The organism is uncultured Campylobacter sp., assembly GCF_938045625.1.
Classification (GTDB): domain Bacteria; phylum Campylobacterota; class Campylobacteria; order Campylobacterales; family Campylobacteraceae; genus Campylobacter_A.
Genome location: NZ_CALIAV010000018.1, coordinates 1 through 23574, shown reverse-complemented (window position 1 = coordinate 23574; position 23574 = coordinate 1). Strand labels below are relative to the sequence as shown.

Below are 23574 nucleotides of genomic sequence, written 5' to 3'. Positions count from 1 at the left end.
CTCCTTATTCTAGGTAGATTTTGAGTCCTCGTTTGATATTTTCTAGACTGACCGCATCGTCGATCATCAGATATTTTGCGTTTTGCGGGAAGGAAACTTTCAGACTATTTATAGCCTTGTCGCTTCGTTTTTCCTCGAGCAAATTTAAATTTTTATCCAAAATTCTCACGATAGCCGACCAGCGATCCTCCCCGTCTGCGCCTATGGTGGCGGTTTTTGCGCCGCTAACGTCGATGAGATATGGCTCAAGCGGCTTTGAGAGTTGGACTTCTTGCGAAAACTGCACGGGAGTTTGGTTTATAGATGAATTTGACGTGTCGATAACATACTCATAGGATAGCTCGCCGACCCTGTTTATATCTGTTATTTCGGTGCCGCTTTCTTTAAGCGCAGCGTAGAGCGAGCCTGGATCTGGGATAAATTTGGTGTCGATCGTCACGCCCCAAAGCGCACCGCCGGCGTTAGAAAATTCGCTCGTTAGGATATTGTTGTAGCCTAGTCCATTTAGAGCGTCTTTTGCGATTTTCATGATAAGTAGCGGGCTGTTTTGGCGCGAGATAAACTTGATATTTACCTTGACGTTTTGCTTGTAGGATAGGCGTAGGAGCGAATTTGACTTTAAAACGTTTGAAATTTTAGCGATATCGGGCTTGCCGTTTGCGTTTAGATATGCAGAGCCATCGCCAAAGAGCTGAGTTGCTTTTGCGCTATTTTGACCTAGCAGGCCGCCTGCTATATCCACCACGCTGCCCGCAAGGCAAAAAGCCGCGCTAGCAGTCAAAACTAAAAGCTTTTTTACCACGATTTGCCCTTATTTAGTGCTACAAATTCGTCGTATGTGAGCGGCGTAACTTTATCTTTTTCGACCAAAAAGCGCTTTGGATTATCGCCGCTAAATTTGATATTTTGATCGCCGATTTCTAAATTTATCTCTCCGTGTCCTGTGACGATGAGTTGTTTTTTGCCTATTTCGATGGAAACGGCATTTGAGGCATTTTGAGATTTCTTTTTGTTGTCGTCCAAATTTATCACGCCGAGCCAAACTTTTCTGCGCGGAACGACTTTTATCTCGCTTAGTCCGTTTAGTTGGTATACATCACCGCTTTTAGGCGTTACTTGGACTGCGGTGGATGCATTTTCGTCGGTCAAATTTGAAACCTGTTCATTCTGTAAATTTTTACTGACGTTTTGCTCTGCGGGTTTTGATTGCGTGCTTGTAGAAACCGCCAGATTAAACTCTGGCAAGGGTTGCTCTGCTTGGGTAACAGTAAAATTTGAAGCGTTTTCTTCGATTTTGTTCAACTCATCTTCTTTTTTCGGCGTAGAGGATATGCTGACCGTGATATTTGCGTCTTTTATAGAGTCTAAATTTTTAGTCGCTTGTTGCACTATGTTTGCATCGGTGTAAGTTACGCTTTTATTTTTGTCTTCAAAAAGGCTTGAAAGATTACCGATATATTTTTGAGGCTCGAAAAAGTAAATTAAAGCGCCGATTGCGCAAATGGTAACGATGCCGCTTAGCATACCGCCGTAAGATGATTTTTCGCTTGCGGTATAGGCCGGTATTTTAGGCGATATGGTTATGGTTTTATGCTTTAGCTCGCTCTCGTGCTCGGCCATAAAAGCATCATACTCGCTCATCCATTGCGTAAAGTCTATATCAAGCTCGCGCTCCAGAATTTTAACAAAACCCTTGACGTTAAAACGTGCCAATTTTTCAAAATTTTTATCGGCGATGTAACCTAGATATTCTGCCTCGATGTGCGTTCTTCTGGCGACCTCGCTAAGCCCTAGTTCTTTTAGCAAACTTATGTCATTCATTTATAATCCTATCGCAAAGTATGGCAAACGCAGCCGAGACGTTTAGGCTGTCCCAGTCGTTTTTCATTTTTATTCCTACTATTTCGTCGCTTTTGGCAAGGACTTTTTTGTGCAAGCCTTCGCCCTCGCTGCCCATCACGAGCGCGACTTTTTGGTTAAATTTGACCTCGTGAGCGTTTTTGCCGCCGCTTGCCGTGGCGTAAATTTTAAAACCGACCTGTTTTAGTTCGTTTAGCAAGCTAAGACCGTCTTCGACAAGAGCGATATTTGCCTCGTAGGCCGCTCCACTGCTAGCTCGCAGTACGCCTTCCATCGCCAAATTTTTAGCGACGACGACGATGCCTCCGCAGCCCAGCGCATGCGCCGTTCGGACGATGGCTCCGATGTTTCCCACGTCGCTAAGTCCGTATAAGATCGCTATAAAATTTTGTTTTTTTATCTCGTCGATACTTTTAAACTCAAACTCCTCAACTTCGGCTAAAAAGCCTTGGTGATTGCCGCCGTGTGCGAGAGCTTGGGCTTTTTGATTATCCACGCGTTTTATCGGCGCGCCGACGCCTACGATCTGCGAAAATAGCGCCTTGTCGCACTCCTTGGCGAGATAGATCGTTTTGACGTTTTTTTTATAGTTTTTTATGATGTGCAAAAATAGCTGTTTACCGTATATTATCATCGCCTGATAATAGCTAAAAATCGGTAAAATTTAGCTAAATTTTTAGATAATTTCGTCCTTTGCTAAGTCTGTATACAATTTTATCGAGCAAGTTCGGAGTAAATTTCCTTAACGTTTTTGCCCGTGATTTTTGCTAGGAGTTTTGCTTTAGCTTTAGGTGAAATCTCAAGTTCCAAAATATCGTTTTGGGTGATTTTCTCAAAGGTAAAATTTGGATTTTTCTGCACGACGACGCACCACTCGCCGCTTAAATTTGACTCTTGTAGCTTTTGCGCGAGTTTGCTTGCCGCGGCTCTAAATTTTGTTTCAAATTTCTTCGTCGCCTCTTTTATGGCAAAAATCTCTCTATCCGGCTCAAGTTTGGCAAAGTCTAAGATGAGCGAAAGTATGCGTTTTGGGCTTTCGTAGATGACTACCGGAAATGGCGAATTTAGCGCATTTTGGATAGCTGCGGCTCGCTCTTTGCCGTTGTTTGGCAAAAATCCTAAAAAACAAAATTCTTTTTCGCAAAGACCGCTTGCTACGACGGCTAAGAGCGCGGCGTTTGAACCGCTTAACACCTCGTATACGATGTCGTTTTTTATCGCGAAATTTACGAGTGCAGCTCCCGGATCGCTGATGCCGGGCATACCCGCATCGCTTAAAAACGCTACGTTTTTATCAAAAATTTCAAGCTCGATTTTGGATAAAATTTCATCTTCGTTATGCGTGTGTAGCGGGATAAATTTTTGTATATTTATATTTGCGTCAAAACGCGTATTTAGCAGGCTTATGAGAGATTTTGCGACTCTGGTATCTTCGCAAAAGAGTATCTCGCATTCGCGCAAAACGCTCAAAGCGCGAAGCGAGATATCGCTTAAATTTCCTATCGGCGTAGGAACGAAATATAGCAAAGGATTATTTTAAGTTATATTTTTTCTTAAATTTATCAACGCGGCCTGCGCTATCTACGATCTTTTCGCTGCCTGTGAAAAACGGATGGCACTCTGAGCAGATGTCCACTCTGATCTCGTTTTTGTTTGACTTCGTAGTGAAGGTGTTGCCGCAAGCGCAAGTTACTTTGCACTCAACAAATTCCGGATGAATCTCTTTTTTCATTTTTTGTCCTTTTATCGTCTGATTTTTTAATTTTCATTTAAAGTAAGGCGAGATTATACAAAAAACTTCGTAAAAAATCAAATTTAAATCAAAATTTTAGCCGCTATGCCTAAAATTACCGTTTGCGAGCGCAAAATATTTTTTGCTCTCAGCCCGTATTTTTTCGCGACAGCTTCTCGCTCGCTCTGACTAAAACCACCCTCTGGCCCGATCGCTAAAATTTCCTTGCCCGCGTAACCATCCAAATTCCCTCCGTCAAAGTCGATAAGCGCGACGTTTGGATAAAATTTAACTAGCTCGTCCAGACTTTTGTAAATTTCAAATTTCATCAAATCATTTCGTCCGCACTGCTCGCACGAGCTTATCAAAATGCGCTCTAGCCGCGAAATATCGAGCTTAAAGTTTTTTTGCGAAAACTCGCTGTAAAAAAAGATTATTTTTCCAACGCCCATTTCGTTTAGGCTGGGTAGCGTTTTTTCAACCGTTTTTGGATCGACGACGGCCCAGGCTAGCGTCAGATCGCTGCTTCTCGCCTCTACGTCATGCGAAAATATCAAATTTAGCTCCGCGCCCCTTTTGTCTAAATTTACGATTTCATAGATGTGGTTTTGTCCGTCGGTCAAATTTCGCACGTCGATGCGCTCGCCTATCTTTGCGCGCCTCACCTTTAGGTGTAAAAATGCCTCGCCATCAAGCCTAATTTGCTTGTTTTTGGCCTCTTTTGAATATAAAAATTTCATCTCACCCCGCTTGCAATGAGTATCAAAACAAAATCAGCCGCAATTTTTAGGCGCATTTTGGCTCTAAAATTGGTAAAATTTTTAGTTTTCATCGCCTTTTTTAGCTGTTTAAACTCCGTCGCCCCAAGTCCGATAAGCAGCGCCCAAACCGCGATCATCACGAGAGCTTTGAAGCTCGGATAAAAGTAAAAAACGCTCATCAAAAGTAGCCCCGTAAGCATCATCGCAGCCAAAAACGCGTAGTATGTGGGCAAAAATAGCCTGATACGCTTAGCGTAGGCAGGCGAATTTACACCGAAATTTATCAAACAAAAATGAGCCGCGACGAGTGCTAAAAGCGTAAAAGCAAGCCCGATGTGGATAGGGCGCGCTAGCTCGTAGAGCTCTGATAGGTGTTCGTTAAATTTCATTTTTCAGGCACCGGCTCAGGCGGCATATTTTCGTCGATACTCACGTTTGCGTCGCTTTGCGCGATAGGTACGTCGCTAGGTACCGTGCCGCCAAGATCCAGCGACGCGGGCTCCTTTTTCTCGTCGCAACCGCTAAAAAACAGCGCCGCCAGCGTCAAAATCGCAAAAATTTTCCTCATTTGCGCTAGACCTCCTTTGGATTTACTATTTTTTTGCCTAGCTTGATTTTCTCAAACAGCTCCGCGTCCTCCCACTCGGCTCTCACACCCTCGGAAAAGACGATCTCGTTTAAATTTACCTCGCCCATTTTGGCGTTATACGCGTCCTCTCTAAAGCACTGCGCGTAGCCCGTGTCGGTCTCGTGGACGATGACGCTGTAAAGCTTCACTTCACGCTCACCGTTTTGCATCTGCGTGGTTTTCAAAAGCCTATCGATCATCACGAAAAATATCCTACAAAACTGCTCTGCGGAGGGATTTAGCGGGATCTCGATCCAGCGCGCGGAGTGCTTTTTGAGGTCGTTTTTATACTCGGCACTATCTCCGCTAAATATCGTCGTGCAGTGATCGAAGCTATCGATGATGCAGCCGATACCCTGCTTCATCAGACCAAAGTCATACACCATCCCCGCGTTATCGAGAAAATTTGACTCAAGTAAAATTTCAGCCCTGTAAGAGTGCCCGTGGATACTGGTTTTGCAGCGTTTTGAGCTACAAAATCTAACGATGTGAGCGTTTTCAAATTTAAACATTTTTCTTATTATCATCTTAGCTCCGTTTATTAAATTTTACCTTTTGCACCGTAAAGATGCGGGTAAGGCCGCCTAAATTTACGCCTTAAACCCCTTCTTTCGCGCCCCAAAGCCTGATATGCAGGCGATCGGAGTAGTTAAAGCCGTGCTTGATCGCAAACTGCGCGACGGCTACGGCGTTTTGCTCAAGGCTTATTTTATCATAACCTTGCGGCATACAAAAAACTTCCGCGTCGCAAAGCTCTAAAATACGCGAAATTTGCGCTATCGCCGAGCCGTTTTCTACGCTTTTTTTATCAAGGACGAATTTATAAAAACTGCCAGCGGCGTTTTGTTTTATGGCTTTTAGTGTGGCGGGATTTATGCGTTTTGCCTCGCTCTCGCCGCTATTTTCGAGCTTGACGCTGACGGCGAAACGGCACTTTTTATAAATTTCAAATTTGGCGAAATCTACTTCGATCGTGCCGTTCGTCTCAAAATGCGGTTCGTAGCCCTCGCTGATCGCAAAATTTAAAAAATCTATCAAAATTTGGTTTTTATGATGCAGTAGCGGTTCGCCGCCCGTGATGACGATGATGGACTTTTGACGCAAATTTGCGCTCAAATTTTGAGTGATTTTTATGAGTTCGTCGGCGCGGGTGATTTTTTGATACGAAAAATGCCCCGTAAAAACCGCGCGGATCGTATCGCAGCCAGTTAGCGTCTCGCCGGTTTTTGGCGAGACGGCCTGCACTCCAAAGCCCGCGCAGTTTAGATTGCAGCCCGCAAAGCGCAAGAAAATCGCCAAACGGCCGCTGCTCGCGCCTTCACCTTGGATACTTAAAAAACTCTCGACCAGATTTAAACTCAAATTTCGCCTTTTAAATTTTGGTCGATTATAGCAAAATTTGAAGGGTAGTTTTACGGAGTTAAGCGGATTTTACGTCAAATTTGAGCGGGTTTTGTTAGAAAACGGCAGTAAATTTATAGGTAAAATATAAAATTTGGATGTAGTTAAATTTGATTAAAATTTAATAAAAGCAGGCTAAATTTGCGTCAAATCTAGCGTAAATTTAGCCCTGTTTTCAGCCGCCTGTTTGGTAAAAGGCGCGGCTTGAGGTCTCATTTTGAGCGCCGATCGCCCACTTGTTTTCTTTGGGCTTGTTTTGCAACACTTGACGCAAGATCTCGCTAGCGCCCGCGATATCGCCCTTTCTAACGGCATCTTTTATACTCATCGCATCCTCAAAATATAGGCACGGAATGAGATGTCCCTCGGCCGTGAGGCGGATGCGGTTACAGCTCTCACAAAAGTCGTGTTTATGCGGGTCGATGACGCCAAAGGTGTAGCCGTCCTCCAGTCTGTAGATGCTGGCCGGGCTCGTCGGGATCTTTTCGGCTACTTTGAAGCGATATTTTTTTGCGATGACGTCTAAAATTTCAGCCGATTTCATGCCTTTTAGCTCGTCATTTGCGTGGATGTTTTCCATGTATTCGATATAGCGAATTTGACAACCCATAGAGCGCGCAAACTCTAGCAAAGAGACGATCTCGTCGTCGTTTACGCCTCTTAGCGCGACGGTGTTTAGCTTGACTTTTAGCCCAGCTTCAAGCGCCGCGTCAAGGCCCGCTAAAACCTCGTGCAAGACGCTTTTTTGCGCGAGAAATTTGGCTTTTTCTGTTTTTAAGCTATCAAGCGACATATTTATGCGCTTTAAACCCGCGTTTTTTAGGGCTTTTGCGTAGTGTTTGAGCATAAAGCCGTTTGTCGTGATGGCTAGATCGACATCGGGACTGTGCTCGTTTATCATAGCGATAAATTTGTCCAAGTCCTTGCGAAGTAGCGGTTCACCGCCCGTTATGCGGATCTTTTTTACGCCTTCGTCTAAACAGACTTTGACAAATAAAAACAGCTCCTCAAAGCTTAGTAAATTTTCTCTTGGTTCCCAGCTAAACGGAGTTTTAGGCATGCAGTATTTGCATCTAAAGTTGCATCTTTGCGTGACCGAAATACGCAGATAATCAACCGTCCGTCCGTGCCCGTCTATTAACATTTTTCCACCCTTAAATTTTATCAAAACCATTTAATTTTGATTTGGTTAAAAGGCATTATAGGAATTTAAGCTTTAAATTTTTTTAAAATTCGCGTATGAAAATAATGTTATTTTTTTATATTTCGCGCCTAGCTTTTAACACTATATTAGCTCTCGTAGTTTTAGCGTCAGCTCGACCTTGCCGACGCCTACGCACAGCTCTTTTGCGATGCTTTCGACGCTTTTGCCTTCGCTATACATCTGCACTATGCGCTTTTCGTCGTCCTCGCCGTTTGGAGCCGAGATCTTGCTGATACTTTTGGTGCGCTCCTCAAGCGTAAATAATCTATCTTGTTGCTGGCTTTGGAAGCTATCTATCGAGCTTTCGATGCCTTGGAGGGTGTTTATTATCGGGGTAATTTTTTGATTTATTTTTTCATTTAGACGCTGTTCGAGGTTGCTTTCTAGCTGCACTACGTCAAATTCGGCAGGCTCGCTTTGATTAAAATTCGCAACCTGTTTTTTTACCGCGTGAAGCTCTTGTATTAGGCTTTCGACCGCCTTTTCGTATCTTGAAAATTTCCTTGCCGCCTCTAGATCTTTTATAAAAACCAGCACGAAAAGCACCGTCAAAATCAGCCCGAAAATTACAAATATTATCAAATCGTTACTCATCGTTCATCTCCTTTAGTTCTCTTATCATGGCGCGCTCTCTGGCCGTCACGTAGCCGTTGTAATCGCTCTCGTCGCTTTCGTTTATGCGCGTGATTTTGGCGGTTTTTTCATCTAGCGCTTCAAAAAATATCGCCACGTCTCGCTTTGGAAAAATAGGCATAAAAATGCGTCCGTAGTACCTGGCGCCTTCTTTAAATTTAGCCTCTTTTATCCTAAAATTTTCAAAATTTATCCCGTCCAGCGCGCTAGATTGAGCAAGCTCAAGCTTTATAAATTTTTCATTTTTTATGTAGGCGTTTAGTTCGTCAAATTTACGGTGAAGCTCGACAAGTAGCGTTAGTATCACCTGATCGCTTTCCTTCGTGTCGCCCTTTGCTTTGGCGCGCTTTATCCACGCTCCTAGCGGATCGTCCTCGTTGCCGCTTAGCTTGTCAAATTCGCGCAAAAACTCGCTCTCGCGCTCGCCCGCTTCCTCAAAAACTATGTCTAAATTTGCCGGAACCAGTCTCATAAGCTAACCCAAACGAAAACGAAAAAAAGTATGCCAAGATAGCCGTTTAGCGTGAAAAACGCCCGGTCGATCTTGCTAAAATCTCGCCTAACGATTCGGTGTTCAGCCACTAGGATACCTCCGCAAAGCAAAATGCCCACATACGCGGCCGCGCCAAGCCATCCCGCCCACGCAAAAAGCAGCCAAAAGATCACGGCCGTGGCGTGAAAGATTGCCGAGATAAACATCGTAGCCTTTTCGCCGTAAACGCTAGGTATACTAAAAAGTCCGTGCTCGCGGTCAAATTCAATATCTTGGAGCGAATAAAGCAGGTCAAATCCTGCCACCCAAAACATCACGCCAAGGCAGAGCAGCACGCTAAAAAGCGGTATCTCGCCAGTAACGGCGACGGCTCCGGCGATGGGCGCAAGGCCTAGCGAGAGGCCCAGGACTAGGTGCGCTAGCTCGCTAAAACGTTTAAAAAGCGAATATCCGCCGAGCACCGCCAGGATCGGAAAGCTCAGCCAAAACGCAAGCTCGTTTAAGAGATACGCAACGAGCACGAAGATGGCGGCGTTTGCGGCGATAAAAATCTGCAAATTCGTCCTGCCGATACGCCCATCCACGCTCGGGCGATTTGCCGTGCGCGGGTTTAGTTTGTCGATATCTTCGTCCTTGTAGCGGTTAAACGCCATCGCAAAATTTCGCGCCGAAACCGCGCAAAGAACGCCCAAAATAAGCAGCTTCCAGCCAAACCAAGCCGTGCCGTTTACCTGCGCGCTCGCCGTTATCATCGCGGTAAAGATAAAAGGTAGCGCAAAAACAGAGTGCTTAAAGACGATCAGTTCGTTAATATCTTTTAAAATATTTATAAATTTTTGCATAATCTTCCTGAAATTTTTGCTTTATTTTATCTTATAAAAGCGTAAATTGTGATAAAATTTGAGCCGATTCACGAATTTTAAGGCATTTTTATGAAAGAACTTGCCCTCATCGGCACCACAGCTAGCGGAAAAACGGCGCTCGCGCTAAAGCTAGCAAGCGAATTTAACGGAGTGATTCTGAGTCTTGATTCGCTTTGCGTTTATAAATTTATCGATATCGCAAGCGCTAAGCCCAGCGCGGACGAGCTAGCCTCGGTGCGGCATTTTGGGGTAAATTTGCTGATGCCAGATGAACATTTTGACGTTGGGATGTTTTTTGATGTTTATAAAACGGCACGCGAATTTGCGCAAAAAAACGATAAAAATTTATTTATAACCGGCGGTAGCGGATTTTATCTAAAGGCCTTGCTATCGGGTCTCACTCCTAAATTTGAGCGCGTAGAGAGCGGTCTAAGCAACGCTCAAATTTACGAGCTAGTTTCAAGCCTAGATCCCGAATTTGCCGCCAAATTTAGCGCAAACGACACCTACCGCCTGCAAAAGTGGTTTGATATCTACTCGTTTTTGCGCTCTAGCGGGCGCGGCGAGGCTCCAAGCCCGTATCTGCGCGAAAATACCCCAGCCCCCGTCGCGTCAAATTTGGCGATTTTCGAGCTTAGCTGGGATAGGGACGAGCTGAGAAGACGCATAAAGGAACGCACGCGAGTGATGTTTGAGCAGGGTTTGCTGGACGAAGCGCGGGAGCTATTTGCACGGTATCCGCAGCGACCAAAGCCGCTAAACTCGGTCGGACTAAAAGAGTGCGGAGAGTTTTTGCGAGGCGAGATCAAAACCCAGACCGAGCTGGAGGAGCTCATATGCACGCACACGGCGCAGCTGGCTAAGCGTCAGCGGACGTTTAATAGATCGCAGTTTGAGAGTAAATTTAGCGGCAGTGTCGGGGAGTGTGAGGAGAAAATCACAGAATTTTTGAGTGATTGATTCTGATTTGCGGCTCGTCTTTTGAGTGCTTTTTCGAGATTTTTGCTTCGTTGCACTCGCAACTGCAAGCAGAACGCAAAATTTTCGCTCCGCAGGCTACATGCCTAGCGCACGCTCAATTTTGCTTCAAAACTCGAAAAATCATCTCGCGATACTTCGCCTTGACTTTTTATGCTCAAATTTGCAAATTTAACTCGAAATTTTACGCACCGAGACCCTGTGTTGCTTGGTGGCGTCTAGCTTTTATGTTAAGGGGGAAGGGGCTTGAATTACGAAGTCGCTCCCTTCCCCCTTAACGATCCCCCAACCCCTACGACGTGAGAGGTTGCTGCACTACGTGCAGATTTAAATTTTGCTGGACTTTAAATTTAAGCCGCTAGCTTTAATCAAATTTGCAGTTAAATTTAGTAAAATCGGCAAAAATTATTCAAGACAAAATAGGCGTAGTTTAAATAAATTTTTCTTGCCCACAAAGGAGCGGACTGGTCGTCCGTGACTGCGGCGGGTATGGAAAAATTTATTCTAAAATCCGTCATTTATGGGGAATTATAATGTTAGTTCATATTTGCTGCTCCGTCGACAGTCACTATTTCCTGCAACGCCTGCGCGCCGACCGTCCGCACGAGCGTCTCGTCGGCTATTTTTACGATCCCAACATCCACCCGTATAGCGAGTTTTTGATGAGGTTTCGCGACGTAAAAAGAAGCTGCGAAAAGCTGGGCGTCGAGCTCATCTGCGGCGAATACGAATATGAGGCGTGGCTAGAGGGCGCAAAGGGCCTTGAAAACGAGCCTGAAAAGGGCAAGCGCTGTGCTTATTGCTTTGATTTTCGCGTGGGAAATTCGGCCCAAAAAGCGCGCGAACTAGGCGAAAAATCCATCACTACGACGCTGCTGATGAGCCCGAAAAAGGATTTCTCGCAGCTAGAAGCGGCGCTAAATAAGGCCGCTAGAGAATACGAACTAGAAACATTTGCCGTGGACTACCGCGCGGGCGGCGGCACGAACGCGCAGTTTGAGCTTGCAAAAAAAGATAAACTCTATCATCAAAACTACTGTGGCTGTATTTTCGGGCTTAGCAAGCAGCGCGAGGCGCAAAAACTGCCGCTTAGCGAGCTGATGAGCGAAATTAGCGGGCGAGTGATGCCAGGCGGCATCGAGGAGCGGCTGGAGCTTTATGAAAAGGTGCGCGAGTGCGAGGCTGCGGGCGTGCCGTTTCATCTATCGCGCAAGTACTTCCTAAACTACCGCCTGCTGCGCGCCTACGTCAAATTTGGCGGCTCGGTCGTGCCGTCGTATTTTCTGCTTTACTCGCATTTTAAGCGCGAAAACGTCAAATTTAGCGTGAGCGAGGCGGCGCAAATTTGCGACGAGCTGCGAGACGGCGTGACGCTACTAAATTTGGCTAAATTTAACGAGCTCTCGGGCGAAAATTTCGCTAGCGTAAACGAGCTTTGTCGCCGGCCTATCGCGGTATCGCGCGAGCTGGAAATCCGCCGCGAGCTGTGCGGAGAATTTAGCCAAAATCCTATAATCGTGCTGGATGAAATTCGCGCGGGCAGGTACGAAATCTACGCTAAAGACGAGCTTTATAACGATAGTCGCGAGGTTTTGGTAACGCAAATTTGAGCTAAATTTAGCGCACGCGGAATAAAAGACGGATGCCAAAAATTTAGAGGCTAAATTTTGCCCCGACCAAATCAATAATCTTTTTCTTAGCAAAATTTGGCTAAAATCGGCTTTAAATTTTACTCACAAGGTTTAAAGTGATCGACATCGTTGAAATCCAAAAAATACTCCCGCACAGATATCCATTTCTGCTAATCGACCGAGTTACCGAGCTCGAGCCAGCCAAACACATCGTCGCGTATAAAAACGTAACGATCGGCGAGCCCGTATTTCAGGGGCACTTCCCGGGTCACCCGATATATCCGGGCGTGATGATCATCGAGGGTATGGCGCAAGCAGGTGGCGTACTCGCGTTTAAGAGCATGAGCGACGAGCATCAAGCAAACATCGAAAATAAAGTCGTTTATTTTATGAGCATCGACGGAGCTAAATTTCGCCATCCGATACGCCCCGGCGACAGGCTCGAGTACCGCCTCGAAGTGCTAAAACACAAAGGCAATATCTGGGTGCTAAAAGGCGAAGCCTACGTGGACGGCACGCTAGCGTGCGAAGCCGAGCTAAAAGCTATGATCGTAGATAAATAAGCGAGCCAAAATGAGAAATATCCATCCGCAAGCCGTCGTCGAGGACGGTGCTAAGATCGGCGAGGACGTAACGATCGAGGCCTATGCCTACGTCAGCAAAGACGCGGTGCTAGGCGACGGCGTACTCGTAAAGCAAGGCGCTAGGATCGTGGGCGACACGCATATCGGCGAAGGCGGTAAAATTTACAGCTACGCTATCGTGGGCGATATCCCGCAGGACGTGAGCTACCGCGCCGAGGAAAACACGGGCGTTCGCATCGGTAAAAACGCGACGATCCGCGAGTTTTGCACGATAAACTCGGGCACGCACAAAGGCGACGGGATCACGCGCATCGGCGATAACGCATTTATCATGGCCTACTGCCACGTCGCGCACGACTGCATCATAGGAAATAACGTCATCTTGGCAAACAACGCGACTCTAGCGGGCCACGTGGAGCTAGGCGACTACAGCGTCGTGGGCGGTATGACGCCGATACATCAGTTCGTGAGAGTCGGCGAGAGCTGCATGATCGCTGGTGCTAGCGCGCTATCTCAGGATGTCGTGCCGTTTTGTCTGGCTGAAGGCAACCGAGCCTACATCAGAAGCTTAAATTTGGTCGGTATCAGGCGAAGGTTTGATAAAGACACGGTCGAAGAGATAAATAGGGCGTATAAATTTTTATTTAGAAAAAGCGGGGATCTAAAGGCTGCGGCTAGCGAGCTTTTAGCGGGCGCAGCGAACGAACAGGTGCGAAAAATGTGCGAATTTATCCTAAGCACCAAGCGCGGTATCCCATTAGCAAAAGGAAGAGAATAATGGCGAGAAAATGTAATTTTTGCGGCGAGACGGAGTCAAACGATAGACGCCTTTTTGCGGATTTGGACAATAAGGCTTTCATCTGCGAATACTGCGTGAATGCCGCTTATAATATGATTTGCGGCGATACGAGCCTGCAAGAATCGACTCCTGAAAACAAAACCGACAAAGACTATACGAATTTAACTCCAAAAGAGCTAAAGGCGGTGCTAGATAACTACGTAATCGGTCAAGATAAGGCTAAAAAAGTCTTTAGCGTCGGCGTTTATAATCACTACAAAAGAATTTTTAGAAAAGGCGAGATAGAAGACGACACCGAGATCTCAAAATCAAATATCTTGCTCGTCGGCCCTACGGGTAGCGGCAAGACGCTGATGGCGCAGACGCTGGCTAAATTTCTAGACGTGCCTATCGCTATCTGCGACGCGACGAGTCTAACGGAGGCCGGCTATGTCGGCGAAGATGTGGAAAATATCCTAACTCGCCTTTTACAAGCCGCAGACGGCGACGTAAAGCGTGCCGAGCAGGGCATAGTTTTCGTCGATGAGATAGATAAGATCGCCAGGATGAGCGAAAACCGCTCGATCACGCGCGACGTGAGCGGCGAGGGCGTACAGCAGGCGCTTTTAAAAATCATCGAGGGCAGTCTTGTAAATATCCCTCCAAAAGGCGGCAGAAAGCATCCTAATCAGGAATTTATCCAGATAGATACTTCAAACATCCTCTTTGTCTGCGGCGGCGCGTTTGACGGACTAGCCGACATCATCGAGCGCAGGATCGGTAAAAACGTGCTGGGCTTTGGTCAAGATAAACGCTCAAAAGACGATAGGGAAAATTTGCTAGACGCGCTTGAGAGCGACGATTTGGTGCATTTTGGGCTCATCCCCGAGCTCATCGGCAGACTTCACGTTGTGGCCACGTTAAATAAAATTACGCAAGACGATATGGTGCGAATTTTAACCGAGCCTAAAAATGCGATACTAAAGCAGTACCAAAAGCTTTTCGCGATAGATAGGGCAAATTTAAAATTTGACGATGAAGCCCTAAAAGAGATCGCAAGGCTAGCCATCGAGCGAAAAACGGGAGCCAGAGGTCTGCGAAGTATAATGGAAGAGGTGATGACAGATATAATGTACGAACTGCCGGAGCTTGCGGGCTACGACGTGGTGATCACCAAAGAGGTCGTAAACGGCAAAGAAAAGCCGATTTTCGTAAAAAACAATAAAATAAGCGCATAAGGATACAGATGATTTTAGACCAACTAATAGGATTTTTTTCAAGCGATATGGGTATCGATCTAGGCACTGCAAATACGCTAGTTCTAGTAAAAGATAAAGGCATCATCATAAACGAGCCCTCCGTCGTCGCGGTACAACGCGAAAAATACGGCAAGCAAAAAATCTTAGCCGTCGGCCACGAAGCAAAAGAGATGGTGGGTAAAACTCCCGGCGACATCGAGGCTATCCGCCCAATGAGAGACGGCGTTATCGCGGATTTTGATATGACGGAAAAGATGATCCGATATTTCATCGAAAAAACTCACCGCAGAAAGAGCTTCCTGCGCCCTCGTATCATCATCTCCGTGCCTTACGGCCTAACTCAAGTCGAGCGAAAAGCTGTACGCGAGAGTGCGCTAAGCGCCGGGGCTAGAGAGGTATTTTTGATCGAGGAGCCTATGGCTGCTGCTATCGGGGCAAATTTGCCCGTGCGCGAACCGCAGGGTAATCTAGTCGTCGATATCGGCGGCGGCACGACGGAGATTGGCGTAGTGTCTCTAGGCGGTTTAGTTATCAGCAAGTCTATCCGCACCGCAGGCGATAAAATAGATATGAGCATCGTAAACTACATAAAAGAAAAATACAACCTCCTAATCGGCGAGCGTGCGGGCGAGGATATCAAAATTTCCGTCGGCTCAGCGATACAGCTGCCTGAGGAGCTTAGCATCGTAGTAAAAGGTCGCGACCAAATCAGTGGCCTACTAAGCCGCGTGGAGCTAACGAGCGAAGACGTGCGCGAGGCTATGCGCGAACCGCTAAAAGAGATCGCCGACGCCCTAAAAACCGTGCTTGAGATGATGCCGCCTGATCTTGCCGGAGATATCGTGGAAAACGGTATCGTGCTAACCGGAGGCGGCGCGCTGATCCGCGGACTTGATAAGTACTTAAGCGATATCGTAAAACTTCCGGTTTTCGTTGCTGACGATCCGTTGCTAGCCGTGGCCAGAGGCACCGGCAAGGCTCTTGAGGAGATTAAATTTTTACAACAACTCGTAAATGAAGAGTAAAATTTTATTTGTCGCTCTTATCGGCGCGCTGGTATTTTTTTCGCTTGATAGAGGCGCGCTGATCTCGGGATACGTCGTAAATTTAAACAACCGCATAGTTGCCGCCTACGACGACGCGGTCAAATTTGTAAAAGACGGCGTAAACGAGCATTTTAGGCAGCGCGAGGAGATAAAGCAGCTTCGCGCTCAAAACGCCGAACTGGAAAAATCGGCAGCTCTGCTTTCAAGCTTCGCAAAGGAGCTAAATGAAATTTTGGTCGATAAAAACTCGACCGCCTACGAGCCTAGAGTCCAGCTCGTGCGGGCGCTTAGCTATGTAAATATCAGCGACTACGACAAGGTCTGGCTGGATAAATTTAGCGGCTACGACGAGACTAAAATTTACGGACTCATTTATCAAGGCAAGAGCGCTGGGATCGTCGTGAGCAAGGACGGAAATCCAATGGCTCTGCTGCAAAATGATCCAAAAAGTATATTTGCCGTTTCAATCGGCGAGGAAAAGATCCCGGGCATAGCGCACGGGAGCAAAGACGGAATAACGGTGAAATTTATCCCCCAGTGGCTCAGCCCAAAAGAGGGCGACGAGGTCGTAACTAGCGGGCTTGACGGGATATTTTTCAGCGGGATTTCAGTGGGCAAGGTCACGGGCGTGATCCAAGAGAGCCTATATAAAAGCGCGGCCGTAAAGCCATACGTAAGCATAACCATCCCCTCGTATCTATACGTCGTAACAAAGGAAAAATAATGCCAAAAAGAACCGACATCAACACCGTTTTACTCATCGGCAGCGGCCCTATCGTCATAGGCCAAGCGTGCGAATTCGACTACAGCGGCACACAAGCTGCAAAGACTCTAAAGCAGCTTGGCTACCGTGTCGTGCTCATAAACTCAAACCCGGCCACCATCATGACGGATCCGGGTTTCGCCGACGCTACCTACGTCGAGCCGATAACCAAAGAGAGCATCAAGCGCATCATAGATAAAGAAAAAGTCGATGCCATACTGCCTACGATGGGCGGTCAGGTCGCGTTAAACGTCGCTATGCAGCTATATGAGGCGGACATGCTAGGCAGCGTCAAATTTCTAGGCGCGAATCCACAAGCGATCAAAAAGGGCGAGGACAGGCAGGAGTTTAAAAAGGCGATGCAAAAGATCGGCATGGACCTGCCGCAAAGCCAGTACGCCTACGACATGGACGAGGCACTAGCCGCAGCTGCAAATATCGGCTTTCCACTCATCATCCGCGCTAGCTATACTCTTGGCGGTGCAGGTAGCGGCGTAGCGTATAATATCGACGAATTTAAAGAACTAGCCCAAACCGGCCTAGACGCCAGCCCGATACATGAAATTTTGGTCGAGGAGAGCTTGCTAGGCTGGAAAGAGTACGAGATGGAGGTCATCCGCGACCGCAACGACAACTGTATCATCGTCTGCTCGATCGAAAACTTCGATCCCATGGGCGTGCATACGGGCGACAGTATCACGGTTGCGCCGGCTCTTACGCTAACTGATAAAGAGTATCAGGCGATGCGCGACGCGAGTTTTAAAATTTTACGCGAGATCGGCGTGGATACGGGCGGTAGCAACGTGCAGTTTGCTATAAATCCAAAAACCGGCCGCATGATCGTGATCGAGATGAACCCGCGCGTTAGCCGCAGCTCGGCGCTAGCAAGCAAGGCCACGGGCTACCCGATCGCCAAGGTCGCGACGCTACTAGCCGTGGGCTTTAGCCTGGATGAGATCAAAAACGACATCACCGGCACGCCTGCTAGCTTTGAGCCCGTCATCGACTATATCGTGACTAAGATCCCGCGCTTTACGTTTGAGAAATTCTCGGGCGCGAACCCGTATCTAGGCACCGCGATGAAGAGCGTGGGCGAGGTGATGGCGATCGGCAGGACATTTAAGGAAAGCATCCAGAAAGCGCTTTGCGGGGTGGAAAAGGACTATTACGGATTTAACTTCGTAAATTTGGAAAAAAATGCGCTTGTTTACGGGCTTAGAAACGCAAACGAAAGCCGCATTTTATACGTCGCGCAGGCATTTCGCGACGGCCTTAGCGTCGCCGAAGTGCACGAGATGAGCAAGATCGATCCGTGGTTTTTGGATCAAATTTGGCAGATAGTTAAATTTGAAGAACGCATCAATATGGACATCCTAAACGACGAGCCACTGCTAAGAGAGGCCAAAACGATGGGCTTTTCGGACAAGATGATCGCACATCTTATAAATTTAAAAGACAACCTTGATCTGGGTCAAAACGATATTTATTTTGCGCGCGAGAAAATGGGTATAAACCTCGAATACAACGAGGTTGATACATGCGCGGGCGAGTTTAAGGCGCTCACGCCGTATCTCTACTCAACGACGAATATCACGAAGCTGCCGTGCCTTTCGTCAAATTTCGCGGAGTCAAATTTGAACGCAAATTCGGCGCAAAAAGAGAAAAAAGTGATGATCATCGGCGGCGGTCCAAACCGCATAGGCCAAGGCATCGAGTTTGACTACTGCTGCGTGCACGCTAGCTACGCGCTACGCGACATGGGCGTAAAGACCATAATGTACAACTGCAACCCCGAAACCGTCAGCACCGACTACGACACGAGCGATATTTTGTACTTTGAGCCGATTGACTTCGAGCACGTTAGAGCCGTGATCGAGCACGAAAATCCGGACGGCGTGATCGTGCATTTCGGCGGTCAGACGCCGCTAAAATTCGCCAAACGCCTAAGCATAGCGGGCGCAAAAATCATCGGCACCAGCGCGCGCACGATCGACGTCGCCGAAGACCGCAAGAAATTTAGCGAATTTATCTCTAAAATAGGCGTCAAACAGCCGCGAAACGACACTGCTACAAGCGAAAAAGAGGCGCTAGAAAAGGCCGCCGCTATCGGCTATCCCGTACTAGTGCGCCCTAGCTACGTGCTAGGCGGCCGCGCGATGAGGCGGGTACATAGCGACGAGGAGCTACGCCTATACATGAGCGAGGCGGTCAAGGTTAGCAACCATTCGCCGGTGCTGATCGATAAATTTTTACAAGACGCCGTGGAGCTTGACGTAGACGCGATCAGCGACGGCAAGGACGTCTATATCGGCGCCGTGATGCAGCATATCGAGGAGGCGGGCATCCACAGCGGCGACAGCGCGTGCATACTGCCTCCGCTAAATTTGACCGCGCAGATGATCGAAAAGGTAGAAAACCAAACCCGCGACATCGCGCTAAATTTGGGCGTCGTGGGGCTCATGAATATCCAGTTTGCCATCTATGAGAACGAGCTTTTCATGATCGAGGTAAACCCGCGCGCCAGCCGCACGGTGCCGTTTGTTAGCAAGGCGACGGGCGTGCCGATGGCAAAGGTCGCCACGCGCGTTATGTGGCAAGGAAATTTGCGCGAGGCGCTTAAATTTTACGATAACTACGGCGCGGTTTACGAGGAGCGCGGCATACTCAAGCCTCGAGTGAAAAATCACGTCTGCGTAAAAGAAGCGGTATTTCCGTTTAACAAACTCTCTGGCGCGGATCTGATCCTGGGGCCTGAGATGAAAAGCACGGGCGAGGTCATGGGCATATCAAGCGATTTTGCAAAGAGCTTTGCAAAAAGCCAGATCGCCGCGAGTAACTCGCTTCCTACTAGCGGCCTAGTCTTTTTGACGCTAGCTGACGCGGACAAAAAATACGCCGCAAATTTGGCACGCGAGTTAATAAGCCTCGGCTTTAAAATCATCGCCACGGGCGGAACGTATAAAATTTTAAATGACGCGGGCGTAGAGAGCGAGTTCGTCTACAAAATCAGCGAAGGTCGCCCAAACGTCGAGGATAAGCTCAAAAACGGCGACATCGCGCTCGTCATCAACACCAGCGACAGCAAGTCAAACAGCGAGGACGGCAAGAAAATCAGGCAAAACATCATGCGATTTAGGATCCCGTATTTCACGACGATGTCGGCGGCTCTAGCGGCGGCTAAGTCGCTAAAAAGCGTGCAGGACGGCAGCGCGCTGGAGGTTAAGAGCCTGCAGGAGTATCTGGGCGGCGAGTAAGCGTGTGCCGGCAAATTTAAACGTCAAATTTGCCTTTGCGCCCAGTTTTTGCGTTAAATAAAAGCTTAAATTTAGCTCTCTAATTTCACGTCTGGAATTTGTTTAGATGAGATTAAATTTTACTTCTAGCGTTTTGGGCGATGCGAAATAGTAAAATTTTAGCTAAATTTTACACAGCAAAAAGGAGCGAAAATGTTTGATTTTAAAAAAGAGTTTAAAGAGCTTTATGCGCCAAAGCAGACGCCGCAAATTTTAATCGTCCCGCCTGCAAATTTCGTCTGCGTTCGCGGCGAGGGCGATCCAAACGAGCCAAGCAGCGCGTATCAGCGCGCGATAGAGGTGCTTTACGCCGTGAGTTACGCGCTAAAAATGAGCTATAAAACGGATTATAAAATAGATGGCTTTTTTGAATACGTCGTGCCGCCGCTAGAGGGATTTTGGCGGCAAAGCGGCTCGGCTTGCGGCGAGGCAGACTACGCTAGAAAGAGCGATTTTAGCTGGATTAGCGCGATTAGACTGCCAAATTTTATCGCGCGAGAAAATTTCGACTGGGCGGTAGAGCAAGCCGCAAAAAAGAAAAAGATCGACTGCGGCGCGACGGAGTTTTTGAGGATAGATGAAGGTCTTTGTGCGCAAATTTTACACATAGGCAGCTTTGACGACGAGCCAGGGAGTGTTGCTAAAATAGACGAGTTTATCGTCGCAAACGGCTATGCAAAGGACTTTGGCGAGCAAAGGGCGCATCACGAAATCTACCTAAGTGACCCCAGAAAAACCGCGCCGCAAAAATGCAAAACGATAATTAGACTACCGATTAGAAAAATTTAGTAGCGACGCGGTTTCTAAGTAAAGCTATAGTACTTGCTCGAGACTCGCCTTTTTATTGTGCCGATTTGCAAAATAGAGTAGATTAAGAAAAATTATGTCGATTGCAGCGCGTAGAGATTAAATTTAAGCGAGATTATAGAGCTTGGCGGTGCGCTACACTGCATAACGGCAGAGAAATTTGGGCGGTAAAGTTACCACCTTATTTACTATTTTTTTTGGGGATAATTTCTTTATTAAAGTCGAATTCCCAAATTTTTGGGTCTGGCACGTCTTTTATTTCTTCTTTGCTATACCCAATAGCCTTTAGTCTTTCATTCCAAGTCCTTCTAATGCCTTCAGCAATAGACTTAAATTCCCTTGGCGAAAACTCATCGGTTTTTGCATTATTGCACCAGTAGCAAGCCATGCAACAATTCTCTTTGCTATACTCTAAATTTGGTAGCTTCCTATCTATCTCTAGCGTATATCCGCGCGTATCGCTTCTTTTATTGTTTAACTTGCCTCTTTTACCAAGCTCTTCAATCTGAACTAGACTTATGCCACAGTATGAGCAAGTTGTCTTTGCAAGCATCTCATCAAATTCTTTTTCAGTAAATTTTTTCCTAAAATCCTCTTCGTACTCTTTTTCTAATTCTTCTAAAATTTTTGGAAAATCTTTGGATTTTTGAACAAAATATTGTCTTTGCTCTACCACCATGATATTTAACACCTTTCCCTTATGCTTTATTTTGCTCTCATCGCTGTTTAGCTCTAGTTGATAGTATCTACTGCTGTATAAATTTGCCACTTCATTGGTGATTTTAAAATCCTTAAATTCCTTTTTTATCGTCTCAATATTACTCTCGATATAGTAATCCTTGTATCCTTTTTCGTCTGAGTTGTCCCAAGAAAAAGCCTTGTCAAACAAAAATAGCTGAACTTTCGTTTTAAAGCTATCTTCCATTTTAGTTTTATATTTCTTTGTCATCTTTTCTCCTTCATCAAAATTTTTGTCATTATACAGCGTTTTTACGACTTTGACCGCTACGAGGCAGTATAGGCGTTTGTATACCTGTAGCTCGACTCTGCTCGAACTAAAATTTAAAATCTCATTCTTGGCCGGTCCAAAAATTTAAATAGCCATTTACGCTCGCCTCAAATCCTCCCCAAACCCCAAATTTAACCCCAGCTTAAGCATAAGCTTATATACTTTGGCTTTAAATTTAAGGCGGCAAATGAGATCTCAGAGCGAATTTTTTGGCGTATTTATCACCCTTCTTGGCGGCGTATTATGGGGCTTTAGCGGAGTTTGCGGGCAGTATCTGTTCACGCAAAAAGGCGTCAGCGCCGACTGGCTCGTGCCATACCGCCTGAGCCTTGCGGGGCTTGCGATGGTGGCGTATTATTTAGCGCGTTCGCCGCGCGCAGCCCTCGCACCGCTAAAAGATCGCGCGCTATTGCCGCAGCTGCTCATCTATGCCGTATTTGGGCTCATGATGACGCAGTATGCGTATTTTTACAGCATCGAGCTCTCAAATGCCGCCGTCGCGACCGTGATCCAGTACTCTGCGCCCGCGCTCATCCTTGCCGTAGTTTGCTTTTTGGAGCGACGCGCACCCAAAAAGGTCGAGCTCATCGCGCTTATTTTAGCGGTGCTTGGCGTCATGCTGCTAGCCACTCACGGCGATCTGGGATCGCTGGTTATCAGCGCGGAGGCGCTGGTTTGGTGCCTCATTAGCGCGCTTGGCGTCGTGATTTATAGTCTCATCCCCGCGAAGCTAAATCAAAAATACCCCGTCCCGTTAAATTTAGGCTGGGGCATGGCGATCGGCGGCGGCGTGCTCGCGCTTTACACGCGGGTTTGGCAGCTAGGCGGTGTGAGCGACGCAGACGGCTTTGCGGCGCTTGCCGCGGTGGTGATCCTGGGCACGATATGCGCGTTTAGCTTTTACATGACTGGGCTAAAGATAATAGGCGCGAGCAGGGCGAGCATGATCGCTTGCATCGAACCGGTGAGCGCCGCGGCGTTTGCCTATTTTTGGTTGGGGACGGAGTTCGTGTTTCTTGATTTTGCGGGCTTTACTCTCATTATCTCGTGCATATTTTTGCTAGCTAAAGATAGGAAAAAGGCGTAAATTTGGAGGAGAGATGATCTATTTGGCGCAGACCGATACGACGGCGGGATTTTTGAGTAAGGATTTTCGCGAGATAAACGCACTCAAACGCCGAGCGGCGGACAAACCCTGCCTCATAACGACGGCAAAGCTTAGCGAGCTAAAAAATCTCGCTCGCGTGCCCGCTAAATTTAAAAATTTAGTGCGCCGCGCGAGGAAAACGACGTTTTTATATCCGAACGCCAAAGCCGTGCGCGTCGTGAAAGAGTGCGCTCACGAGGAGTTTTTACGTAAATTTGACTGGCTCTACTCCAGCAGCGCAAATTTAAACGGGCAAAATTTCGACGAAGCCTGGGCAAAAGCGGCGGCGGATCAGGTCGTGGATAAAAATTTCAGCCAAAACGCAAGCTCGAAAATTTATAAAATTTCAAAAACGCGCCTAAAACGGCTGAGGTAATCCACCCGAATTTACTCTCGTTTTTTCGACCCTCTACCCCAAATTTCACTCAAATTTAACCGTCCTTTGGCTAAGATTTCGCAATTTTAGTCATAAGCAAAAGGATCAAATTTGCACACTCTACTTAAAATCCTAAAAAACATCATCAAAGGCATATTTTATATAGCCGTCTTTCTGGGCTTTTTTATCCTAGCGGTTAGGTTTGAAGTCGGCTCGAAATCAAAGTCGGTCTCCTCTAGTTATACCGTAACCGCAGACACTAAAATAGACCCGAACTCCGAGCTAGCCAAATACGTAACGCAAGAGGAGATAGAGGCGTTTAGATTTG

26 protein-coding genes and 1 pseudogene are annotated in these 23574 nt (G+C 46.9%); 12 read left to right on the top strand and 15 right to left on the bottom strand.

What is annotated here, in order from left to right:
• Positions 1-4: 4 nt before the first annotated feature.
• From Q0386_RS01300 to mqnP, 14 genes are all read right to left on the bottom strand, one after another.
• Positions 5-802, bottom strand: coding sequence for a hypothetical protein (locus Q0386_RS01300; protein ID WP_299025955.1), 798 nt, complete (start codon positions 800-802; stop codon positions 5-7).
• On the bottom strand, positions 796-1821 hold the full coding sequence (locus Q0386_RS01295; protein WP_299025952.1) for a phosphatidylglycerophosphate synthase: 1026 nt from the start codon (positions 1819-1821) through the stop codon (positions 796-798). The genes Q0386_RS01300 and Q0386_RS01295 overlap by 7 nt, the downstream gene beginning before the upstream one ends.
• Positions 1814-2494: a 23S rRNA (guanosine(2251)-2'-O)-methyltransferase RlmB gene (rlmB, locus tag Q0386_RS01290; protein ID WP_299025949.1), complete on the bottom strand. Its 681-nt coding sequence runs from the start codon at positions 2492-2494 to the stop codon at positions 1814-1816. Before rlmB ends, Q0386_RS01295 begins: the two co-directional genes overlap by 8 nt.
• An 80-nt stretch (positions 2495-2574) precedes the next feature.
• The gene (rsmI, locus tag Q0386_RS01285) at positions 2575-3387 is read right to left on the bottom strand and encodes a 16S rRNA (cytidine(1402)-2'-O)-methyltransferase (RefSeq protein WP_299025946.1); all 813 of its coding nucleotides are present in this window, start codon (positions 3385-3387) and stop codon (positions 2575-2577) included.
• A gap of 4 nt (positions 3388-3391) precedes the next feature.
• A complete protein-coding gene (rpmE, locus tag Q0386_RS01280) occupies positions 3392-3592 on the bottom strand; it encodes a 50S ribosomal protein L31 (protein WP_002947184.1) in 201 nt (66 codons plus the stop codon).
• Positions 3593-3675: 83 nt separating this feature from the next.
• Positions 3676-4332, bottom strand: coding sequence for a 16S rRNA (uracil(1498)-N(3))-methyltransferase (locus Q0386_RS01275; RefSeq protein ID WP_299025931.1), 657 nt, complete (start codon positions 4330-4332; stop codon positions 3676-3678).
• Positions 4329-4742, bottom strand: coding sequence for a hypothetical protein (locus Q0386_RS01270; RefSeq protein WP_299025928.1), 414 nt, complete (start codon positions 4740-4742; stop codon positions 4329-4331). Before Q0386_RS01270 ends, Q0386_RS01275 begins: the two co-directional genes overlap by 4 nt.
• Positions 4739-4921, bottom strand: coding sequence for a hypothetical protein (locus Q0386_RS01265; protein ID WP_298792586.1), 183 nt, complete (start codon positions 4919-4921; stop codon positions 4739-4741). The genes Q0386_RS01270 and Q0386_RS01265 overlap by 4 nt, the downstream gene beginning before the upstream one ends.
• A gap of 5 nt (positions 4922-4926) precedes the next feature.
• A complete protein-coding gene (locus Q0386_RS01260) occupies positions 4927-5508 on the bottom strand; it encodes a 6-carboxytetrahydropterin synthase (protein WP_299025924.1) in 582 nt (193 codons plus the stop codon).
• A 70-nt stretch (positions 5509-5578) separates the two neighbouring features.
• Entirely contained in the window at positions 5579-6343 is a 765-nt protein-coding gene (locus Q0386_RS01255) for a 7-carboxy-7-deazaguanine synthase QueE (protein ID WP_299025921.1), read from the bottom strand.
• 214 nt (positions 6344-6557) lie between these two features.
• Complete coding sequence (gene moaA, locus Q0386_RS01250) at positions 6558-7526, bottom strand: GTP 3',8-cyclase MoaA (RefSeq protein ID WP_299025918.1); 969 nt, start codon at positions 7524-7526, stop codon at positions 6558-6560.
• Between the two features lie 141 nt (positions 7527-7667).
• Positions 7668-8180: a hypothetical protein gene (locus Q0386_RS01245; protein ID WP_299025915.1), complete on the bottom strand. Its 513-nt coding sequence runs from the start codon at positions 8178-8180 to the stop codon at positions 7668-7670.
• The gene (locus Q0386_RS01240) at positions 8173-8691 is read right to left on the bottom strand and encodes a hypothetical protein (RefSeq protein ID WP_299025913.1); all 519 of its coding nucleotides are present in this window, start codon (positions 8689-8691) and stop codon (positions 8173-8175) included. Before Q0386_RS01240 ends, Q0386_RS01245 begins: the two co-directional genes overlap by 8 nt.
• Positions 8688-9554 carry a menaquinone biosynthesis prenyltransferase MqnP gene (gene mqnP, locus Q0386_RS01235; RefSeq protein WP_299025911.1) on the bottom strand — a complete coding sequence of 289 codons (867 nt, stop codon included), beginning with the start codon at positions 9552-9554 and terminating at the stop codon, positions 8688-8690. Before mqnP ends, Q0386_RS01240 begins: the two co-directional genes overlap by 4 nt.
• 90 nt (positions 9555-9644) lie before the next feature.
• Between mqnP and miaA the strand changes: the two genes are divergently transcribed.
• The 9 genes from miaA to Q0386_RS01190 all read left to right on the top strand — a co-directional run bounded on the left by miaA (position 9645) and on the right by Q0386_RS01190 (position 20696).
• Positions 9645-10535 (top strand): tRNA (adenosine(37)-N6)-dimethylallyltransferase MiaA, encoded by an 891-nt coding sequence (gene miaA, locus Q0386_RS01230; RefSeq protein WP_299025908.1) that lies wholly within the window; start codon positions 9645-9647, stop codon positions 10533-10535.
• Between the two features lie 551 nt (positions 10536-11086).
• Complete coding sequence (locus Q0386_RS01225) at positions 11087-12163, top strand: epoxyqueuosine reductase QueH (protein WP_298947633.1); 1077 nt, start codon at positions 11087-11089, stop codon at positions 12161-12163.
• Positions 12164-12300: 137 nt separating this feature from the next.
• A complete protein-coding gene (gene fabZ, locus Q0386_RS01220) occupies positions 12301-12747 on the top strand; it encodes a 3-hydroxyacyl-ACP dehydratase FabZ (RefSeq protein WP_298791920.1) in 447 nt (148 codons plus the stop codon).
• A 10-nt stretch (positions 12748-12757) separates the two neighbouring features.
• The gene (lpxA, locus tag Q0386_RS01215; protein WP_299025905.1) at positions 12758-13546 is read left to right on the top strand and encodes an acyl-ACP--UDP-N-acetylglucosamine O-acyltransferase; all 789 of its coding nucleotides are present in this window, start codon (positions 12758-12760) and stop codon (positions 13544-13546) included.
• On the top strand, positions 13546-14784 hold the full coding sequence (gene clpX / locus Q0386_RS01210) for an ATP-dependent Clp protease ATP-binding subunit ClpX (RefSeq protein ID WP_299025900.1): 1239 nt from the start codon (positions 13546-13548) through the stop codon (positions 14782-14784). Before lpxA ends, clpX begins: the two co-directional genes overlap by 1 nt.
• Positions 14785-14792: 8 nt before the next feature.
• Complete coding sequence (locus Q0386_RS01205) at positions 14793-15830, top strand: rod shape-determining protein (protein ID WP_002947212.1); 1038 nt, start codon at positions 14793-14795, stop codon at positions 15828-15830.
• Positions 15820-16575 (top strand): rod shape-determining protein MreC, encoded by a 756-nt coding sequence (gene mreC / locus Q0386_RS01200; RefSeq protein WP_299025897.1) that lies wholly within the window; start codon positions 15820-15822, stop codon positions 16573-16575. Before Q0386_RS01205 ends, mreC begins: the two co-directional genes overlap by 11 nt.
• Positions 16575-19868: a carbamoyl-phosphate synthase large subunit gene (gene carB, locus Q0386_RS01195; protein WP_299025894.1), complete on the top strand. Its 3294-nt coding sequence runs from the start codon at positions 16575-16577 to the stop codon at positions 19866-19868. Before mreC ends, carB begins: the two co-directional genes overlap by 1 nt.
• Positions 19869-20060: 192 nt before the next feature.
• Positions 20061-20696, top strand: coding sequence for a GyrI-like domain-containing protein (locus Q0386_RS01190; protein WP_299025891.1), 636 nt, complete (start codon positions 20061-20063; stop codon positions 20694-20696).
• 199 nt (positions 20697-20895) lie between these two features.
• Here Q0386_RS01190 and Q0386_RS01185 read toward each other — a convergent pair whose 3' ends face one another.
• Positions 20896-21663 (bottom strand): hypothetical protein, encoded by a 768-nt coding sequence (locus Q0386_RS01185; RefSeq protein WP_299025888.1) that lies wholly within the window; start codon positions 21661-21663, stop codon positions 20896-20898.
• Between the two features lie 247 nt (positions 21664-21910).
• On the opposite strand from Q0386_RS01185, the gene Q0386_RS01180 reads away from it, so the two are divergent.
• The 3 genes and pseudogenes from Q0386_RS01180 to Q0386_RS01170 form a co-directional block, all read left to right on the top strand.
• The gene (locus tag Q0386_RS01180) at positions 21911-22810 is read left to right on the top strand and encodes a DMT family transporter (protein WP_299025884.1); all 900 of its coding nucleotides are present in this window, start codon (positions 21911-21913) and stop codon (positions 22808-22810) included.
• 13 nt (positions 22811-22823) lie between these two features.
• A complete protein-coding gene (locus Q0386_RS01175) occupies positions 22824-23246 on the top strand; it encodes a Sua5/YciO/YrdC/YwlC family protein (RefSeq protein ID WP_299025882.1) in 423 nt (140 codons plus the stop codon).
• Between the two features lie 111 nt (positions 23247-23357).
• Positions 23358-23574: pseudogene (locus Q0386_RS01170) on the top strand (ankryin); the annotation flags it as partial.